This is a genomic window from Xanthomonas vasicola pv. musacearum NCPPB 4379 (assembly GCF_000277895.2).
Taxonomy (GTDB): domain Bacteria; phylum Pseudomonadota; class Gammaproteobacteria; order Xanthomonadales; family Xanthomonadaceae; genus Xanthomonas; species Xanthomonas vasicola.
On record NZ_CP034655.1, the window covers coordinates 3,877,656 to 3,891,893 of the forward strand.

At 65.6% G+C, this 14,238-nt stretch carries 13 protein-coding genes and 1 other RNA gene; 4 read left to right on the forward strand and 10 right to left on the reverse strand.

Translation table 11 applies throughout. The annotated features are described in order from the left end of the window. The first annotated feature begins 490 nt into the window (after positions 1-490). On the forward strand, positions 491-2,158 hold the full coding sequence (locus KWO_RS17970; protein WP_017112519.1) for a tannase/feruloyl esterase family alpha/beta hydrolase: 1,668 nt from the start codon (positions 491-493) through the stop codon (positions 2,156-2,158). An 18-nt stretch (positions 2,159-2,176) separates the two neighbouring features. On the opposite strand, the gene fabG is transcribed toward KWO_RS17970, so the two are convergent. From fabG to xanC, 9 genes are all read right to left on the reverse strand, one after another. Further along, the gene (gene fabG, locus KWO_RS17975) at positions 2,177-2,914 is read right to left on the reverse strand and encodes a 3-oxoacyl-ACP reductase FabG (protein WP_010381444.1); all 738 of its coding nucleotides are present in this window, start codon (positions 2,912-2,914) and stop codon (positions 2,177-2,179) included. 167 nt (positions 2,915-3,081) lie between these two features. Beyond that, the gene (locus KWO_RS17980) at positions 3,082-3,543 is read right to left on the reverse strand and encodes a hotdog family protein (protein WP_010381443.1); all 462 of its coding nucleotides are present in this window, start codon (positions 3,541-3,543) and stop codon (positions 3,082-3,084) included. Continuing rightward, a complete protein-coding gene (locus tag KWO_RS17985) occupies positions 3,530-5,896 on the reverse strand; it encodes an MMPL family transporter (RefSeq protein ID WP_026112144.1) in 2,367 nt (788 codons plus the stop codon). Before KWO_RS17985 ends, KWO_RS17980 begins: the two co-directional genes overlap by 14 nt. Positions 5,897-6,034: 138 nt before the next feature. Next, positions 6,035-6,682, reverse strand: a complete 648-nt coding sequence (locus KWO_RS17990; RefSeq protein ID WP_010381441.1) for a LolA-related protein — start codon at positions 6,680-6,682, stop codon at positions 6,035-6,037. After that, positions 6,606-7,580 carry a lysophospholipid acyltransferase family protein gene (locus KWO_RS17995; RefSeq protein ID WP_010369755.1) on the reverse strand — a complete coding sequence of 325 codons (975 nt, stop codon included), beginning with the start codon at positions 7,578-7,580 and terminating at the stop codon, positions 6,606-6,608. The genes KWO_RS17990 and KWO_RS17995 overlap by 77 nt, the downstream gene beginning before the upstream one ends. Then, the gene (locus KWO_RS18000) at positions 7,577-7,864 is read right to left on the reverse strand and encodes an ApeI family dehydratase (protein WP_010369753.1); all 288 of its coding nucleotides are present in this window, start codon (positions 7,862-7,864) and stop codon (positions 7,577-7,579) included. Before KWO_RS18000 ends, KWO_RS17995 begins: the two co-directional genes overlap by 4 nt. A gap of 11 nt (positions 7,865-7,875) precedes the next feature. Further along, on the reverse strand, positions 7,876-8,625 hold the full coding sequence (locus KWO_RS18005; protein ID WP_010381440.1) for a lysophospholipid acyltransferase family protein: 750 nt from the start codon (positions 8,623-8,625) through the stop codon (positions 7,876-7,878). A gap of 53 nt (positions 8,626-8,678) precedes the next feature. After that, positions 8,679-9,362 carry a COG4648 family protein gene (locus tag KWO_RS18010; protein WP_017112522.1) on the reverse strand — a complete coding sequence of 228 codons (684 nt, stop codon included), beginning with the start codon at positions 9,360-9,362 and terminating at the stop codon, positions 8,679-8,681. A 37-nt stretch (positions 9,363-9,399) separates the two neighbouring features. Continuing rightward, positions 9,400-9,669, reverse strand: coding sequence for a xanthomonadin biosynthesis acyl carrier protein XanC (gene xanC, locus KWO_RS18015; RefSeq protein WP_010369747.1), 270 nt, complete (start codon positions 9,667-9,669; stop codon positions 9,400-9,402). Positions 9,670-9,971: 302 nt separating this feature from the next. On the opposite strand from xanC, the gene KWO_RS18020 reads away from it, so the two are divergent. Both KWO_RS18020 and KWO_RS18025 read left to right on the forward strand, forming a co-directional pair. Then, positions 9,972-11,321, forward strand: coding sequence for an NAD(P)/FAD-dependent oxidoreductase (locus KWO_RS18020; protein WP_017112523.1), 1,350 nt, complete (start codon positions 9,972-9,974; stop codon positions 11,319-11,321). Next, positions 11,318-12,325: a chorismate transformation FkbO/Hyg5 family protein gene (locus tag KWO_RS18025; RefSeq protein WP_017112524.1), complete on the forward strand. Its 1,008-nt coding sequence runs from the start codon at positions 11,318-11,320 to the stop codon at positions 12,323-12,325. The genes KWO_RS18020 and KWO_RS18025 overlap by 4 nt, the downstream gene beginning before the upstream one ends. Before the next feature lie 317 nt (positions 12,326-12,642). Here KWO_RS18025 and KWO_RS18030 read toward each other — a convergent pair whose 3' ends face one another. Next, positions 12,643-13,986: an AMP-binding protein gene (locus tag KWO_RS18030; RefSeq protein ID WP_017112525.1), complete on the reverse strand. Its 1,344-nt coding sequence runs from the start codon at positions 13,984-13,986 to the stop codon at positions 12,643-12,645. A gap of 142 nt (positions 13,987-14,128) precedes the next feature. Between KWO_RS18030 and KWO_RS18035 the strand changes: the two genes are divergently transcribed. Further along, positions 14,129-14,203: non-coding RNA, sX9 sRNA (locus KWO_RS18035), on the forward strand. The last annotated feature ends 35 nt before the right edge of the window (positions 14,204-14,238 follow it).

Genomic DNA, 14,238 nt, shown 5'->3' on the forward strand with positions numbered 1-14,238 from the left:
GCAGCCGCCTGCCGGGCGTAGCCCTCGATCGGCCACTGCGGGTAATCGGGCAACCTGAGCACTGATATGGCCGATAGCTCCGGCCACAATCCGTCAACGTCGGTTCGGCCCAGCTAGCCAACGCATCCCCGCCGACGTCAGCATCCGTTGTTTGCGTACCGACGAGCAGCGCGCTGCGATTCACGCCCGGTCGATCCTTCAGGATCGCTGGCCGTGGACAGCAACGCCGTCAACGCGCCCGGTTCGCGGCAAGCGCTTCGCTCCCAACGTCATCCTTTCGCAGCGTTCAGTCGGCCATCACGGTGTGGCAGCCCACCTGGCCTGACACTCCGTCACGCGCGCTGTCTGTCGCCCTCCACGGCGACAGCCCCCTCCTCAGCGCGCCGGGCACCGATCACGGTCGCCTTTCCCTCGCCTGGCGCGCCCGCAGAGTGATGCGTACAGGTATGCGCCGCAATCGCTTCCGACGCACCGTCGGATTGGAGAAAACGTGAAGAAGGCCTACCTGTTGACGTTGCCGGCCGCGCTGGCGTGCCTGGCCGTGCCGCTCTACCTGCCGGCGCAAGACACGTCCGGCAAGGGCGCGGCAGTTCCGGCGAAAATGTCGCAAAGCTGCGACGCGCTGGCGGCCAAGCTTGCCTATGCCGATACCACCTTCAGCACGGTCGCCACGGTCGACGCCGGCCGTTTGCACAGCGGCGCACGCGCGATCGGCGAACACTGCCAAATCGTCGGCAAAATGCACCAACGCACCAGTCCAGTGGATCAGCAGACCTATGCGATCAACTTCGAGATGCGCTTGCCCAAGGCCTGGAATGGGCGCTTCTTCTACCAGGCCAATGACGGCCTGGACGGCAGCGTGGTCACCGCGACTGGCGACATCGGGGGCGGGGGCGAGCAGAACAGCGCACTGGGCATGGGTTTTGCGGTGATCAGTTCCGACGCCGGCCATGAGGGCGATCAGAATCCCTTGTTCGGCCTGGATCCCCAGGCGCGCCTGGACTATGGCTATCGCGCGGTGCTGACGGCGATGGCCAAGCAGGTCATCGCCGTCGCGTACGGCAAGGGACCCGATACCAGCTACTTCGGCGGATGTTCCAATGGCGGCCGCCACGCGATGGTGGCCGCCGCGCGCGATGCCGCCAACTATGACGGCATTCTGGCCGGCGACCCCGGCTTTCATCTCCCCAAGGCCGCACTGGCCGCGATGGCGACGGCGCAGCAATTGGCCGCGCTCAGCGACGGCCACGATGTCGCCAGCGGCCTGACGGCCGCCGAACGGCGCCTGGTGGGCGATGCCATCCTCGCGCGGTGCGATGCCCTGGATGGTGCGAAGGACAGCATGGTGCAGGATGTGGCGGCCTGTCAGAGAAATTTCGATCTGGGCCGCGATGTACCGACCTGCGGCAGCGCCGGCCGTACCGGCAGTTGCCTGACCGCAGCGCAAAAACAAGCCGTCGGCGCCATCTATGCCGGCGCGCGTGACGGTGCCGACGGGGCGTTGTACGCCAGCTTTCCCTACGACCCGGGCGTGTCCAGCGGCGATTGGGCCAACTGGCGGCAGTCGGCATCGCTGACCCTGGTGTCGGCATCGGTGGCGTTCGAGTTCATGAGCCCGCCCGCCGATCGCAGCGCCGAGCAGGATCTGGCCGGCTATGCGCTTGGCTTCAATTTCGCCCGCGACGCGGCGAAGATCTTTGCGACCTCCGGTGTCTACACCACCTCCGCATGGGACTACATGACGCCGCCGCACGAGACCGATCTATCGGCGCTGAAAGCACGCGGCGGCAAGCTGCTGATCTACCACGGCACCGGCGATGCGATCTTTTCCTTCGACGATACCGCGGCCTGGTATACGCAGCTGACGATCGCCAATGATGGCAAGGCCAGCGATTTCGCCCGGCTGTTCCCGGTGCCAGGCATGAGTCATTGCGCCGGCGGGCCGGCAACCGATCAATTCGACGCGTTGACGCCTTTGATCGCGTGGGTGGAACACGGCCAGGCACCCGCAGCGATCACCGCCGCTGCGCGCAGCGAGAACGGCGAGGTGCCCAGCCAATGGGGCAAGGGACGCACGCGGCCATTGTGTCCGTATCCGCAGGTGGCGCGCTACGTCGGTGGCAATGTCGACAGCGCTGCCAGCTTCAGTTGCCGCTGAGCATGGGCGGCGTGGTGCTCAGCCCATGCCGCCATTGACGCCGATGACCTGGCCATTGATGTAGCCGGCTGCTTCCGAGCACAGGAAGGCGACCAGCGCGGCCACTTCATCGGGTTTGCCGACGCGGCCGGCCGGCACCAATTGCTTGATCACCTCCGGCGCGAAACTGTCGCCGACCATCTCGCTTTCGATCACGCCCGGCGCGACGACATTCACCGCAATGCCGCGGCTGGCCATTTCGCGCGATAGCGACTTGCTGGCACCGTGCAACGCCGCCTTGGCGGCGGCGTAATTGGTCTGGCCGCGATTACCTAAAACGGCAGCAACCGACGACACGCTGACGATACGGCCCCAACGCGTGCGCGCCATCGGCAGCAGCAACGGCTGGGTGACGTGGAAGAAACCGTGCAGCGACACATCGATGACGCGGTGCCACTGCTCCACATTCATGCCCGCCATCGGCGCATCATCATGGATGCCGGCGTTGTTGACCACGATCTGGATCGGGCCGGATTCCAGCAAGCTCTCCAGCGCCGCCGAACTTGCCTGCGCGTCAGCCACATCGAAGGCCGCTGCCTGTGCGCTACCGCCATCGGCCACGATCGCCGCAACCACCGCTTCCGCACGGGCCAGATTGCGATTGGCATGCACGATCACATGCCGGCCCTGCGCAGCCAGGTGACGGCAGATCGCACCACCAAGATCGCCGCTACCGCCGGTGACAAGTGCGCGGCGTTTTGGAATGGATGTGCTCATGGAAGTCCAGATGAAGCCGCGGAAACGGCGGCGGAAAGAGCCTCATCCTAACCACTTGCGGCAAGCGCAGGAATAGATCGCCGGCATTGAGCGCCCACATTCGGTAGGAGCGCGCTGGCGCGCGATGAGGCTTTAGCGGTAACGCTTCATCGCGCGCAAGCGCGCTCCTACAGGGCCTTCGCAGCGCCCAGCATCACCGCAGCACGCCCCTCGGCAAGCAATTGCTCGCCATGGGTCAGGCGAAAACTGTATTGCTGGCTGTCCTCGCCCTGCATCAGCAGCTGTGCTTCGCAGTCGATCGCCCCAGGCAGGGTTTCCAGATAGCGAACGTGCAACTCCACGCCACGCAGCGCCACCAGCATGCCCGTGCGTACCGGTTTGCCGGATGCGCGTACCGGCTTGCCGGATGCGCGTCCCAGCAAACCGCCATGCACGGCCATGGCCTGTGCGCCGTATTCGCATAGATGCAGCGCACGCAGGCGCCCGTTGGACCGTAACGGATGCGCATCGCTGCGATGCGCGTGGCTGCGCAGCACGATGCGCTGCTCATCCCACTCGATGACTTCTTCCCACAGGCACATGCTGCCCTGGTGCGGAATCAGCCTGGCAATCGCGTCACGTCCCTGCATGCGGCTCTCCTTTTGCGGTGTGTTCCAGCGCCGGTTCGCGCGATACCAGCAAGGCCAGAATGAAATTGAACAACACGCCCAGCGCCACCGTGCTACCGATGGCACGCAAGACCGGAATGCTGGACGCGGCCAACAACGCGAACACCAGCAGTGTCATCAGGCTGCAGACGATCAACGCATGCAGCGTGCGTAGCTGGTCGGCGTGATCGTCGCCGGCGTGATCGAAGAACAGCGCGTAATCCAGACCCAGGCCGGCGGCCAGAATCAACGCGATCAGATGGAACAGATTGAGCTCCACGCCGGTGCCGCGCAGGATCGCCAGAATCAGCACGGTGGTTAGCGCCATCGGCAGCAGCACGCGCGCGATACGGCGCGGGCTACGCAGTGCGATCGCCACGGTCACCGCCAGCAACAAGGCGGCCAATACCAGCGCGCCAAGCACCCGTCCACGGTAAGCGGCCACCAGCGATTCGGAGGCGTCTTTCAGATCCAGCAATTGCGCGCCGCTGCCTTGCACGGCCGCCGCCAGAATGGCCGGATCGCGCAAACCGGTCAACGACACGAGCGCGGTGCTGCGATCGCCACGGCTCAGCAGCAAGCCACCAACCGAGGTCGCCAGCGGTGAGCCGGTCAGATCCTTCGGCAGCAGCGGTGCTGCGCGCTTGGCGGCGTCCAGATCCTGCAGGAACGGCGCAAACGCATCGCTGCGGAACGGCGTGGTGGCGACGGCAGCCTCGGTCAACGCACGCGCCTGCGCGGCATCAGGCAACGCCGCCTGCCGCGCATGCTGGGTCTTGGCGCTGGGCAGGTAGCGTGCCGCCATGTCGTAACCGAGCAACGCACCATCGCGCACCAATGCATCCAGGCGCGGGCGCAATTGCTCGCTGGCCTGCAACGCCGCCTCATCGTTCGCTGCCGGCAGCGCCAGCACGTAACGCACATCTGGCGCGCCCAGTTCCTGACGCAGATGCATGTCCTGCGCCAATGCCTTGGGCGGCACCGGGGTCAGCTTCGACAGATCGTTCTGCCAGAACTGCCCCGGCGCAAACACGATCACGGCAATGCTGACCACGGCCATCACCGCCAGGCTGATGCATGGCCGCGGCAAGCGCGCGACGCCCCGCCACAGCACGGCCAGCAGGCGCGAATCGGCATAGTCGCGCGGGGCCGGATCGATCAAGGCCGGCAGCATCCAGCGTGTGGTGACCGCGGCAGTAGCAAGGCCAGCGATGGTGAACACCGCCAACTGCCGCAAGCCATCCACGCCGGAAAACAGGAAGGTCACATAAGCAATGCAGGTGGACACCACGCCGGTGGCCAACGTCGGCCACAGATGCCGCGCGTTTTCGCGTGGATCCAGACCGGGGCGCTGATGACTGAACAGGTGAATCGGATAATCCTGCACCACGCCGATCAGCGTAAACCCGAACGCCACAGTGATGCCATGCACGCCGTCGAACAGCAGTGCGACAGCGCCCAAACCGGCCAAACCGGCACTGGCCAACGGCAACACGCCGAGCACCGGAATCCTCCAGCTGCGGTAGGCCACCAGCAGCAACAGCACCAGGCCCACCGTATCCAGCGTGCCGATCCACTGCGCCTCGCCTTGGGTGCGCGCGGTGATTTCCACGGCGAATGCGCCCGGCCCGGTCAGCGTCAGGCGCGTGGACGTGCCCTTGCTGACCTTCGCGAACGCCGCTTGCACGGCGTCGTAAGCCAGCTGCTGGCCGGTGGGGTCGAAGCCGGCCGCGCGTGTCTGCACGATCAACAGCGCCGAAGTGCCGGCACGATCGAACCACACGTCATTGCGCGTCTGCGGCATCGCTGCCGGCTGCAGGGTTTCGGCCAGGTGCAGGACCTCCATCGTGGGGTCGCGCGGCAGCAACGGCTCGACCATGGCCGCCGCCGGCGAGCCCAGATCCTGCACACGCGCCTGCAACGCGGTTTCCAGCGTCGGCGCGTCGAGCGGGGTCTTGTCGAAGCTGTCGCTGAGCAGATAGCGATACGGCAGCAAGCGGTTGGGGATCGCCTCCAACCCGGCGTTGCCACCGTTGCCGACCAGTTCGAACAGCTCCGGCTGTGCAGCCAGCGCTTTCTGCAGTTGCTGCGACTGCTCGGCCAAGGTGACGGGGTCGCCATTGGACAACGCCATCAGCAGCAGCCGCGATCCTGGGCCTTCGCCAAGTTCTTCGATCAATAGTTTTTGCGCCGGCGTGCGCGGGGCGGGCATGAATTTGCGCAGATCGCCGGTGACCTTGAGCGTCTCGCTCAACCAAAATCCGGCAACCCCCAGCAATGCCAGCCACAGCAGCGCCAGGCCGATGCGGCGGTTTGCGTTCAACTTAAGCGACATGGTGTACGTGTCCTGCTGCAGCGGCCGAACGCTCGCCGGCCGCACGCGCGGCATCGGGCGTTATCGGCAACGTGCGCGTTTCAGCTGCGAAGGGTGTGATGTGTTTAGAAACGACCGGCGCAACCATCCCGCGCGCGGTCACGCGCCCGAACCGTGGCAAAGCGTGGTCAGCGCGGCGGCATCGGCGACGCCGGCCGCTTCGCGCGCCGCAGTGCCCAGCAGCGTGCGCTGCACGTCGCCCTTGGCCGGCACGCTTTCGATACAGCGCAGTTCGTCCTTGCGTCCGTACAGACGCAATTCGCGCACCTGCTTGGCCACGGCGGCATCCTTGGGCTGCAGCGTCAGCTGCCAGGCCTGCGGCTGGCCCTGCCCGCTGACGCTGTAGTGCTGCTCCAGCAGCGCGCGGTCGCCAGACAGCAACGCACCAAAGCCGGACTTCAAGCCGGCCAGTTCGGGCACGCGGCTCAACGAGAAACGGCGTGGCGATTTGCCTTCGCGTTCCAGCACGCCTTCGTCGCCGGTCAGCGTGGTGGTTTCGTGGTACGGCGCACTCACTTCGCGCACCAATGTCTGCGCATCCGGGCGCCGGTAGTGGCCCTCCACGCGCAACGGCGTCTTCAGCAAGGCAGAGCCCCGCAGTTCGACGAATTCGGTGCTGACCGGTGCAGGGCGGGCCAGGCGCTGTAGCACCTGCCCGACGTCAAGCGTCTCAGGCGGTGCGGCGCATAGCGGTGCGGCGCTGAACAGCAGTATCAGCATCCACGGCAGGGTGCGGCACATCGGCATGGTGGGTGTTCCAGAAATCGTAGAAGTTGAACCAGTTGTACGGCGCGTAGCAGGTGTAATGTTCCAGCCTGGCAGCGTAATCGCGCATGAGCACCGCAAGCACGGGGGCGCGCTGACGACGCGGCACGTCCAGGCCTTCGCTGAAGGTTTCGAACGCCAGCTCGTAATGATTGCCGCCGTGATACAGGCCGAACGCCAGCACCACCGGCACCTTGAGCGCAGCGGCGATCAACCACGGCGAGGTTGGGAACATGGCATTGCGGCCGAGGAACATCGCCGGCAGCGCCGGGTCGCCCTCGCGTGGACGGTCGATCAGCAGCGCCACCAGCGCACCGGCGTCGGTGGCTTCCTTGATCGCCATGACGATCGAGGTTGCATCCATGCCGGCGTCGATGATGTTGGCGGCCAGCTGCGGGTTGAGCGCACCCAGCAGGTCGGTCATGGCGCGGTTGTGCGCCTTGTCCAGCACCACCTTGACCTGCACGTCCGGACGCTCGGTGGCCAGCACGCGCAGCGCATCGAAGCTACCCAGGTGCGAGCCGAAAATGAGCACGCCGCGGCCGCGATCCATTTGCGTGCGCAGTTGATCCAGGCCGCTGATATCTACGCGGAAGCGCTGCATCTGCCCGCACAGCATGTAGACCCGGTCCAGGATGGTCGAAGCAAAGGTGTGGATGTGCCGCGCCACATCGCGCAGCGTGGCCGGGCGGCCCAGCACCCGCGCCAGATAGGCACGCGAGGCGGCGCGCTCGGGCGCACGCACCAGCAGGAAGTACAGCGTGATCGGATACAGCAGCGCGCGGCCCACTGCACGCCCGCCGTGCCGTGCGATGCCGCGGATCAGCCACAACGCAAAGCGCCCACCACCTTCCGGACGCTGTTTCCAATGCTTGCTCATGCCGCTGCCTCCGCCACCAGTTCGCCGCTGACAAGCAATGTACCGTCGCGCTGCACACGAAAGCGCCAGCGCGGGCCATCGCCTTCCAGCGTGACCGAGGCGGTCTGGCCGGGCAGCAACGGCTGCACGAACTTCACCTGCGGCAGGCGCGCGGCTGCACGCGGGCCATGCAGCGCTTCCACCGCCTGCAGCACGTGGTCGAGCACGACCACGCCAGGCACCACGGGACGGCCCGGGAAATGTCCGGGCAGGCAGGGATGATCATGCGGCACAACGAAATCCATAAGCGCAGAACTCAGATCCTGGGTTGAAGCATTGCAGCCACGGCCTTGTGTGCCTGCTCGGTCAATTGTTGGCGATCCGGCGCATCCGGCCCGGTCACCGCGATCGGCGTACCGATCCGCACGCGGATGATGCCCGGGCGCACCCTGAACAGGCCATCGACCGGCAACACCTTGCCGCAACCGTCCAGTGCCACCGGAACCACCTGCACGCCAGCATCGATAGCGGCCTGCAGTAGCCCGGCCTTGAATGGCAATAATGCGCCGTTGCGGCTGCGGGTGCCTTCGGGAAACAGACACAACTGTTTGCCCTCGCGCAACAGCGCGGCGGCCTGACGTCGCACCAGCGCCCCTGCCCTGCGGCTGTCGCGGTCCAGAAACAGCATGCCGGTGGCGCGCGCATACCAGTTCACGAACGGCACCTTGCGCATTTCTTCCTTGAGCAAAAAGCGCAGCGACACCGGCAGGGCGTAGAACAGCGCGCAAATATCGATGATCGACTGGTGGTTGCTCACGAACAGATAGTTCTTGGACCAATCCACCCGCTCGCGCCCTTCCACGATGACGGTGGCGCCCGCACCGCGGAACAGCACCGGCGACCACATCCAGCTGCCCATGCGCAGCAGTCGGTCGGCATCGCGTGTGATCGCCAGCAATACCAACGCGTAGACGATCCCGCCAGCGGTAAAGGCCAGCGCGAACACCAATTGCGACAGGTTGAACACAGCCCACGCCAGGCGCGGCGGCATCCTTGCCAACGGCATCTTTGTCTTGTCCCCGAAAATATGCACGTACGTCGCTACCCCTGACCACGCACTCAGCGCAGCAGATCGCGCCAGAAATCCGGCCCGAGCCGCGCCATCTGACGCAAGAAGTCTGGCAGATTACGATAGGGACGCTGTGGAAACCAGCGGCCGCGCAATAGATATTCCCCAATGAAGAAGCCGCCAATCACGCCATAAGCGAGCAGATTGGCGAACAACGAGGCGCGTGCATCGCTGATCGGCAGCGGCGAGGCATAGCCCAACTGCGCCAGCACGCCGCTGGGTTCGGCGCACAGGCCGAGCACCAGATTGGCCAGGGTCAGGCCGCACAGCAGCAGTGCCCAGGCCAGCGTGAGACGGCGCGTATAACGACCTTGTTCGGGCGTGATCGGCATGCCGGCCTGGCCGTACAGGCCTTCGACAATACGGGTGATCAGCGGCGTGCGGCCGTGGCGCAGGCTGCGCCCGAAAAACCAGGCAACCCAAGCGGTGAACATCACCGGCGGTGCCGCCAGCACCAACATCGCATACGGCGAATGCCACAGCGCGCCCAGTCCGGCAAGCAGCAGCAGTGCCAGCGCCCAGGCCCAGACCCGGCGCGCAACCATCGGTTCGATCAAGACCATCAGCACCAGCAAACCACCGGCGATGACAGCCAGCTCCGGGCGGTGACTGGCATTGGCCCAATGCGCCAACGGCGAATACGCCACCGCCAGCAGAACGCCTAGCCCTAGCACCCACGCGGGTGCGTCGGGGGATTGCGCAGTCGGCAGATCAGACGGTCTTGTTGGCTTGGACATGCGCCGACAATGCGCGCAGCGACGCGAAGATGCGACGGTTCTCGTCGCTGTCCGAACGCAGCTGGAAGCCGTAGCGCTTGCTGATCGCCAGCGCCAGTTCCAGCGCATCGATCGAGTCCAACCCCAGCCCGGTGTTGAACAACGGCGCCTCCGGATCGATGTCGGCGGGTTGGACGTCTTCCAGGTTCAGACTTTCGATCAGGAGTTCGGCCAGTTCACGTTCGGCAGCGGTTTGCGAGGACATCCAGGATTTCCACAGGTCAGGGTCGGACAACAAAAGTAAGAACAAGCAACAGCAGCGCGGGCGACCATCGGAATGCGCGGGCGTCGCGTCGGCCGTAGTGTACGTTGCCTTCGCTGCCAATCCGCGCATCTGCCGCGCGGTCTGGCCGGCGCCTGCACGTGCTGACGGCGTTCTTCACACATACATCGGCGGTCCGCAAGCTGTCCTGGCGGCCGAGCAGGCTATCATGACTGCATGACGCTCGCCCGCTACAGGTTCGTTCCAGGATGACTTCCAACGCTGTTCGCCACACCCCGACCGCCATGCCGGCAGCCGGGCCGGCTCCCGGACCGGAGTGTCCGGATGTACTGATCGTCGGCGGCGGCCCGGCTGGCTGCACTGCGGCCATCGCACTTGCCGAGCTCGGCTGGTCGGTCTCCCTGCTCGAAAAGGAGCAGCACCCGCGCTTTCATATCGGCGAATCGTTGCTGCCGATGAACATGCCGATTCTCCAACGCCTGGGTGTGCTTGAAGATGTGCGCGCCGTCGGCGTGCTCAAGCGTGGCGCGGATTTTCCGAACGACAGCGGCGGCTACAACACGTTTCGTTTTTCGCAAGCGCTCGATGCCAAGGCCGATTTCGCCTTCCAGGTGCCGCGTGCGCAATTCGACCAGGTGTTGTTCCAGCGCGCGCGTGCGGTCGGCGTGGATGCACGCGAACGGGTCCACGTGGAGCAGGTGACGTTCGACGGCGAACAGCCCGTGCTGCAGGCACGCACGGCAGACGGCGGCGTGCAGCAGTTCCGTCCGCGCTATCTGCTCGATGCCAGCGGCCGCGACACCTTTTTGGGCACCCGCCTCAAGCTCAAACGTGCCAATGCCAAGCATCAATCGGCCGCGTTGTTCAGCCACTTCCGCGGCGTGACACGGCGCCCGGGCGAAGATGCCGGCAACATCAGCATCTACCGGCATGCGCATGGCTGGATGTGGCTGATTCCGCTGCCGGACGACATCATGAGCGTGGGCGCAGTCTGCTACCCCGAGTACATGAAAACCCGCAAGGGCGATAGCGAAGGCTTTTTGATGCGCACCCTGGCGCTCAATCCGGAGCTCAACGCGCGCATGCTCGGCGCCGAGCGCGTGGCACCGGTGCATGCCACCGGCAATTACGCTTACGAATGCACGCGCATGGCCGGGCCAGGCTGGTTGATGCTGGGCGATGCCTACACCTTCGTCGACCCGATGTTTTCTTCCGGCGTGTTTCTGGCCATGCACGGCGCCGAACGCGGCGCAGCCATGGTGGATGCCGCACTGCGCGCGCCGCAATCGGAAGCAAAACTGCAGCGCGCTTTACAACGCGAACTGACGCGTGGCGTGGATGAATTCAAGTGGTTCATCTACCGCTTCACCTCGCCCACCATGCGTGCCTTGTTCGCGCAGCCGCAAAATACCTGGCAGGTGGAACAGGCGGTGGTGGCGATGCTGGCTGGCGATGTGTTCGACAGCCCCAAAGTCCGCATCCGCCTGCGTGCCTTCCGTGCTCTGTACGCACTCACCACTTTTTCGATGATGCCGCGCGCCTGGCAGTCGTGGCGCCACCGCCGGCGCCAGGCCAAGCTCGGCTTCGACGGCGACACATTACAACGCGACACGCAACAACGAGACGCTCAATGACCGCTTCCCAGGCCCAGACCACGCACGCCGTGCGCCATCCCCGCCTGCAGGTCGACTATGTCGACCAGACCGACCCCGCCGTGTTGCTGGCCGACCCGCAGGTGTTGGCCGTGTTCGGCTTCGGCGATGCGGCGCCGCGCCTGCACGACCCGCGCTATTTGCGCGTGCCGTTGCAGCCCTATCAGGCCAGCGTGCTGGAAGTGTGGCGCACCGCTGCGCCGGTGCGCAGCGGCCGCGAGGGCAATATCGCCTGGTCCAGCGACGGGCACCTGCAATTCGGCGTGATCGAGATCGACGAGCAGGATGTCGATATGGAAGAAGCGGCCGCCAGGGCGTATGCGGAAATCACTGCCTTCGTCAGTGGTAGCCAGACGCCGCGGTTGCTGCGTATCTGGAATTACCTGGACGCCATCACCCTAGGCAGCGGCGACCGCGAACGTTACCGGCAGTTCTGCGTGGGCCGTGCACGCGGACTGGGCGCATTCGACACCGCGCAATTGCCGGCCGCCACCGCAGTGGGCCGTTGCGATGCCGAGCGCATCATCCAGATCTACTGGCTAGCAGCCGCCAATGCCGGCACGCCGCTGGAAAATCCACGCCAGGTCAGCGCTTACAACTACCCGCGCCAGTACGGCCCGCAGTCGCCGAGTTTTGCGCGCGCCATGCTGCCGCCGGCCGGCAGCGACATGCCGTTGCTGCTGTCGGGCACCGCTGCCGTGGTGGGCCACGCCTCAATGCACACCGGCCAGTTGCTGGCGCAGCTGGAAGAAACCTTCGCCAACTTCGACGCCCTGCTCGGCGCCGCGCGTCAGCATGCGCCTGCGCTACCCGCGCAGTTCGGTGCTGGCACCCGCCTGAAAGTCTATGTGCGCGAACACGACGACCTGCCCAAGGTTGCGCAGGCACTGGACGCACGCTTCGGCGATGCGGTCCCGCGCCTGCTGCTGCACGCGGTGATTTGCCGCGATGAGCTGGCGGTGGAGATCGATGGGGTGCATGGGTGAACATACTTGCCGCAGAGGATATCTGCGGCAGTCGGTCGAGCAGCAATGACTGAGCAGGCGGTGCGGAGCATTCCTGCTCCATGCGCCTGCAACAGAGCATCGAAGGCGTTAGACAGTCGCTGCCGAATGCTGGGACACCACTACGTTTTAAGCTGACTTCTCCAACACCGAATGAGCTGGCACGTTGAGGCAGCGCTCGATGCGCTGCGTCAAACACGCCTGCTTGCGCGTTTCGCGCTATGTCTGCAGCCTTTCATCGCCCAGCTGACCGTCACGTCACTAGCGCCTGACTAACGCACGCACGCGCTTGGTCATGCTCAGCCGTTAAGCAATCCAAGCACCACATCGCGCGGCAGTTTGCCGGTTTCGTTGCGCGGCAATGCCGCGACTTTGCGCAGGCGGCGCGGCAGGAACACTGGGTCAAAGCTGACACGGAGTGCGGTCAGTACCTGGGCTTCGTCCAGGGTCGGGGCGACCACCAGCGCGGCGATGCGTCCGACCGCCTGGCCGGGGTCGGGCGCGAGTTGCACGATGGTGCCGTCGACCACGCCGGGAATGGCGAGCAGGCGCCGGGTGAGATCGGCCAGCGATGCGCGCTTTCCGGCGATTTCCAGCAGATCGGCCTGACGGCCGCGCACCTGGAAGCGGCCGTCGTCGGCCACGTCCATCATGTCGGCCAGCAGCACTGGTTTGGCCAGATGCGGCGCGTGCACCAGCGTGCCTGCAGCCTGCGTTTCCAGGCGCACGCCGGGCAAAGGCGTCCACGCCGCTTCCAGTGCCGTGCGGCGCACGGCAAACACGCAGGTTTCGGTGGAGCCGAACATCTCGCGCACTTCACCACCGAAACGCGCTTCGGCCGCCGCGGCGATTTCGGGCGCCAACGGCGCGGTGGCCGACACGATGCCGGCCAGCGGCGGCAATGCGACACCGGATTCGACCAACGCACGCAGATGCACTGGCGTGGTCACCAACACGCGCGGCGCGGGAATATCGGCCAGCGCACGTGCCACATCGTCCGGAAAGAATGGGCGCCCGGCGTGCACCGCCAGCGTGGTCACCATCGGCAGCAGCACTGACAACTCCATGCCATACATGTGCTGCGGCGGCACCGTGGCGACCACGTGCGGCACGGCGTCGGTGTGCGCCCACAGGCTTTCCAGCGCGACCAGATCCTGACGCGTGCTCGTCAGAAAGCTGCCCCATGTCTTGGGATTGGGTTGCGGGCTGCCGGTGCTACCGGAAGTGAAACCGATCGCCACCAGTGCATCGTCGGCCAGTTGCGGAATCGGGCCCTCGGCCTGTGGCAATTCGGCTGGCAGCTGCCAATACAGAGGCGGCGCAAGTTCCAAATCCAGATCGCCCAGGCAGTACGCATCGGCGTGCCGCGCCTGCACTTCGCCCACCACCGCCGGTGCGCGCGACGACGGCAGCAGCGAGACCTGCCCGCGCAGCGCACATGCGTAAAACGCCACCATGAACCGGTAGCGGTCTTCGCACAGATTCACCGCATGGCTGCCCTCGGGCAGCTGCTGCGCCAGACCGTGCACATGTGCGATGAAGGTGGCCAGATTAACCGACTGCCCCGCGCGCCAGGCCAGCGGCCGGTCGAGCGCACCAACAGCCATCGGATGGGAAATAGCGGGAGCAGGCTGGCTGGACATGAAAACCGACGGTCGCAAAAGCGCGCTAGCTTGGCCGCCACCTGCGCTGCTGGCAAGTCGGGAGGTTCCTGTCTGCGCTAAGAGCAGCCAACAAAACGACTGCGCAGCCGCCAGGCGGGCGCGGCCGGTGCTCGGAATCGGCATGTCCCACGCGTATACGGCGGTTCCTCCGCGCCGTCTGCGCTCGCCTGACGACTGCTCGCTACGTTTGTTAGCCGCTCTAAATCGTGTTGATCGATGTGGAGGCGTGGC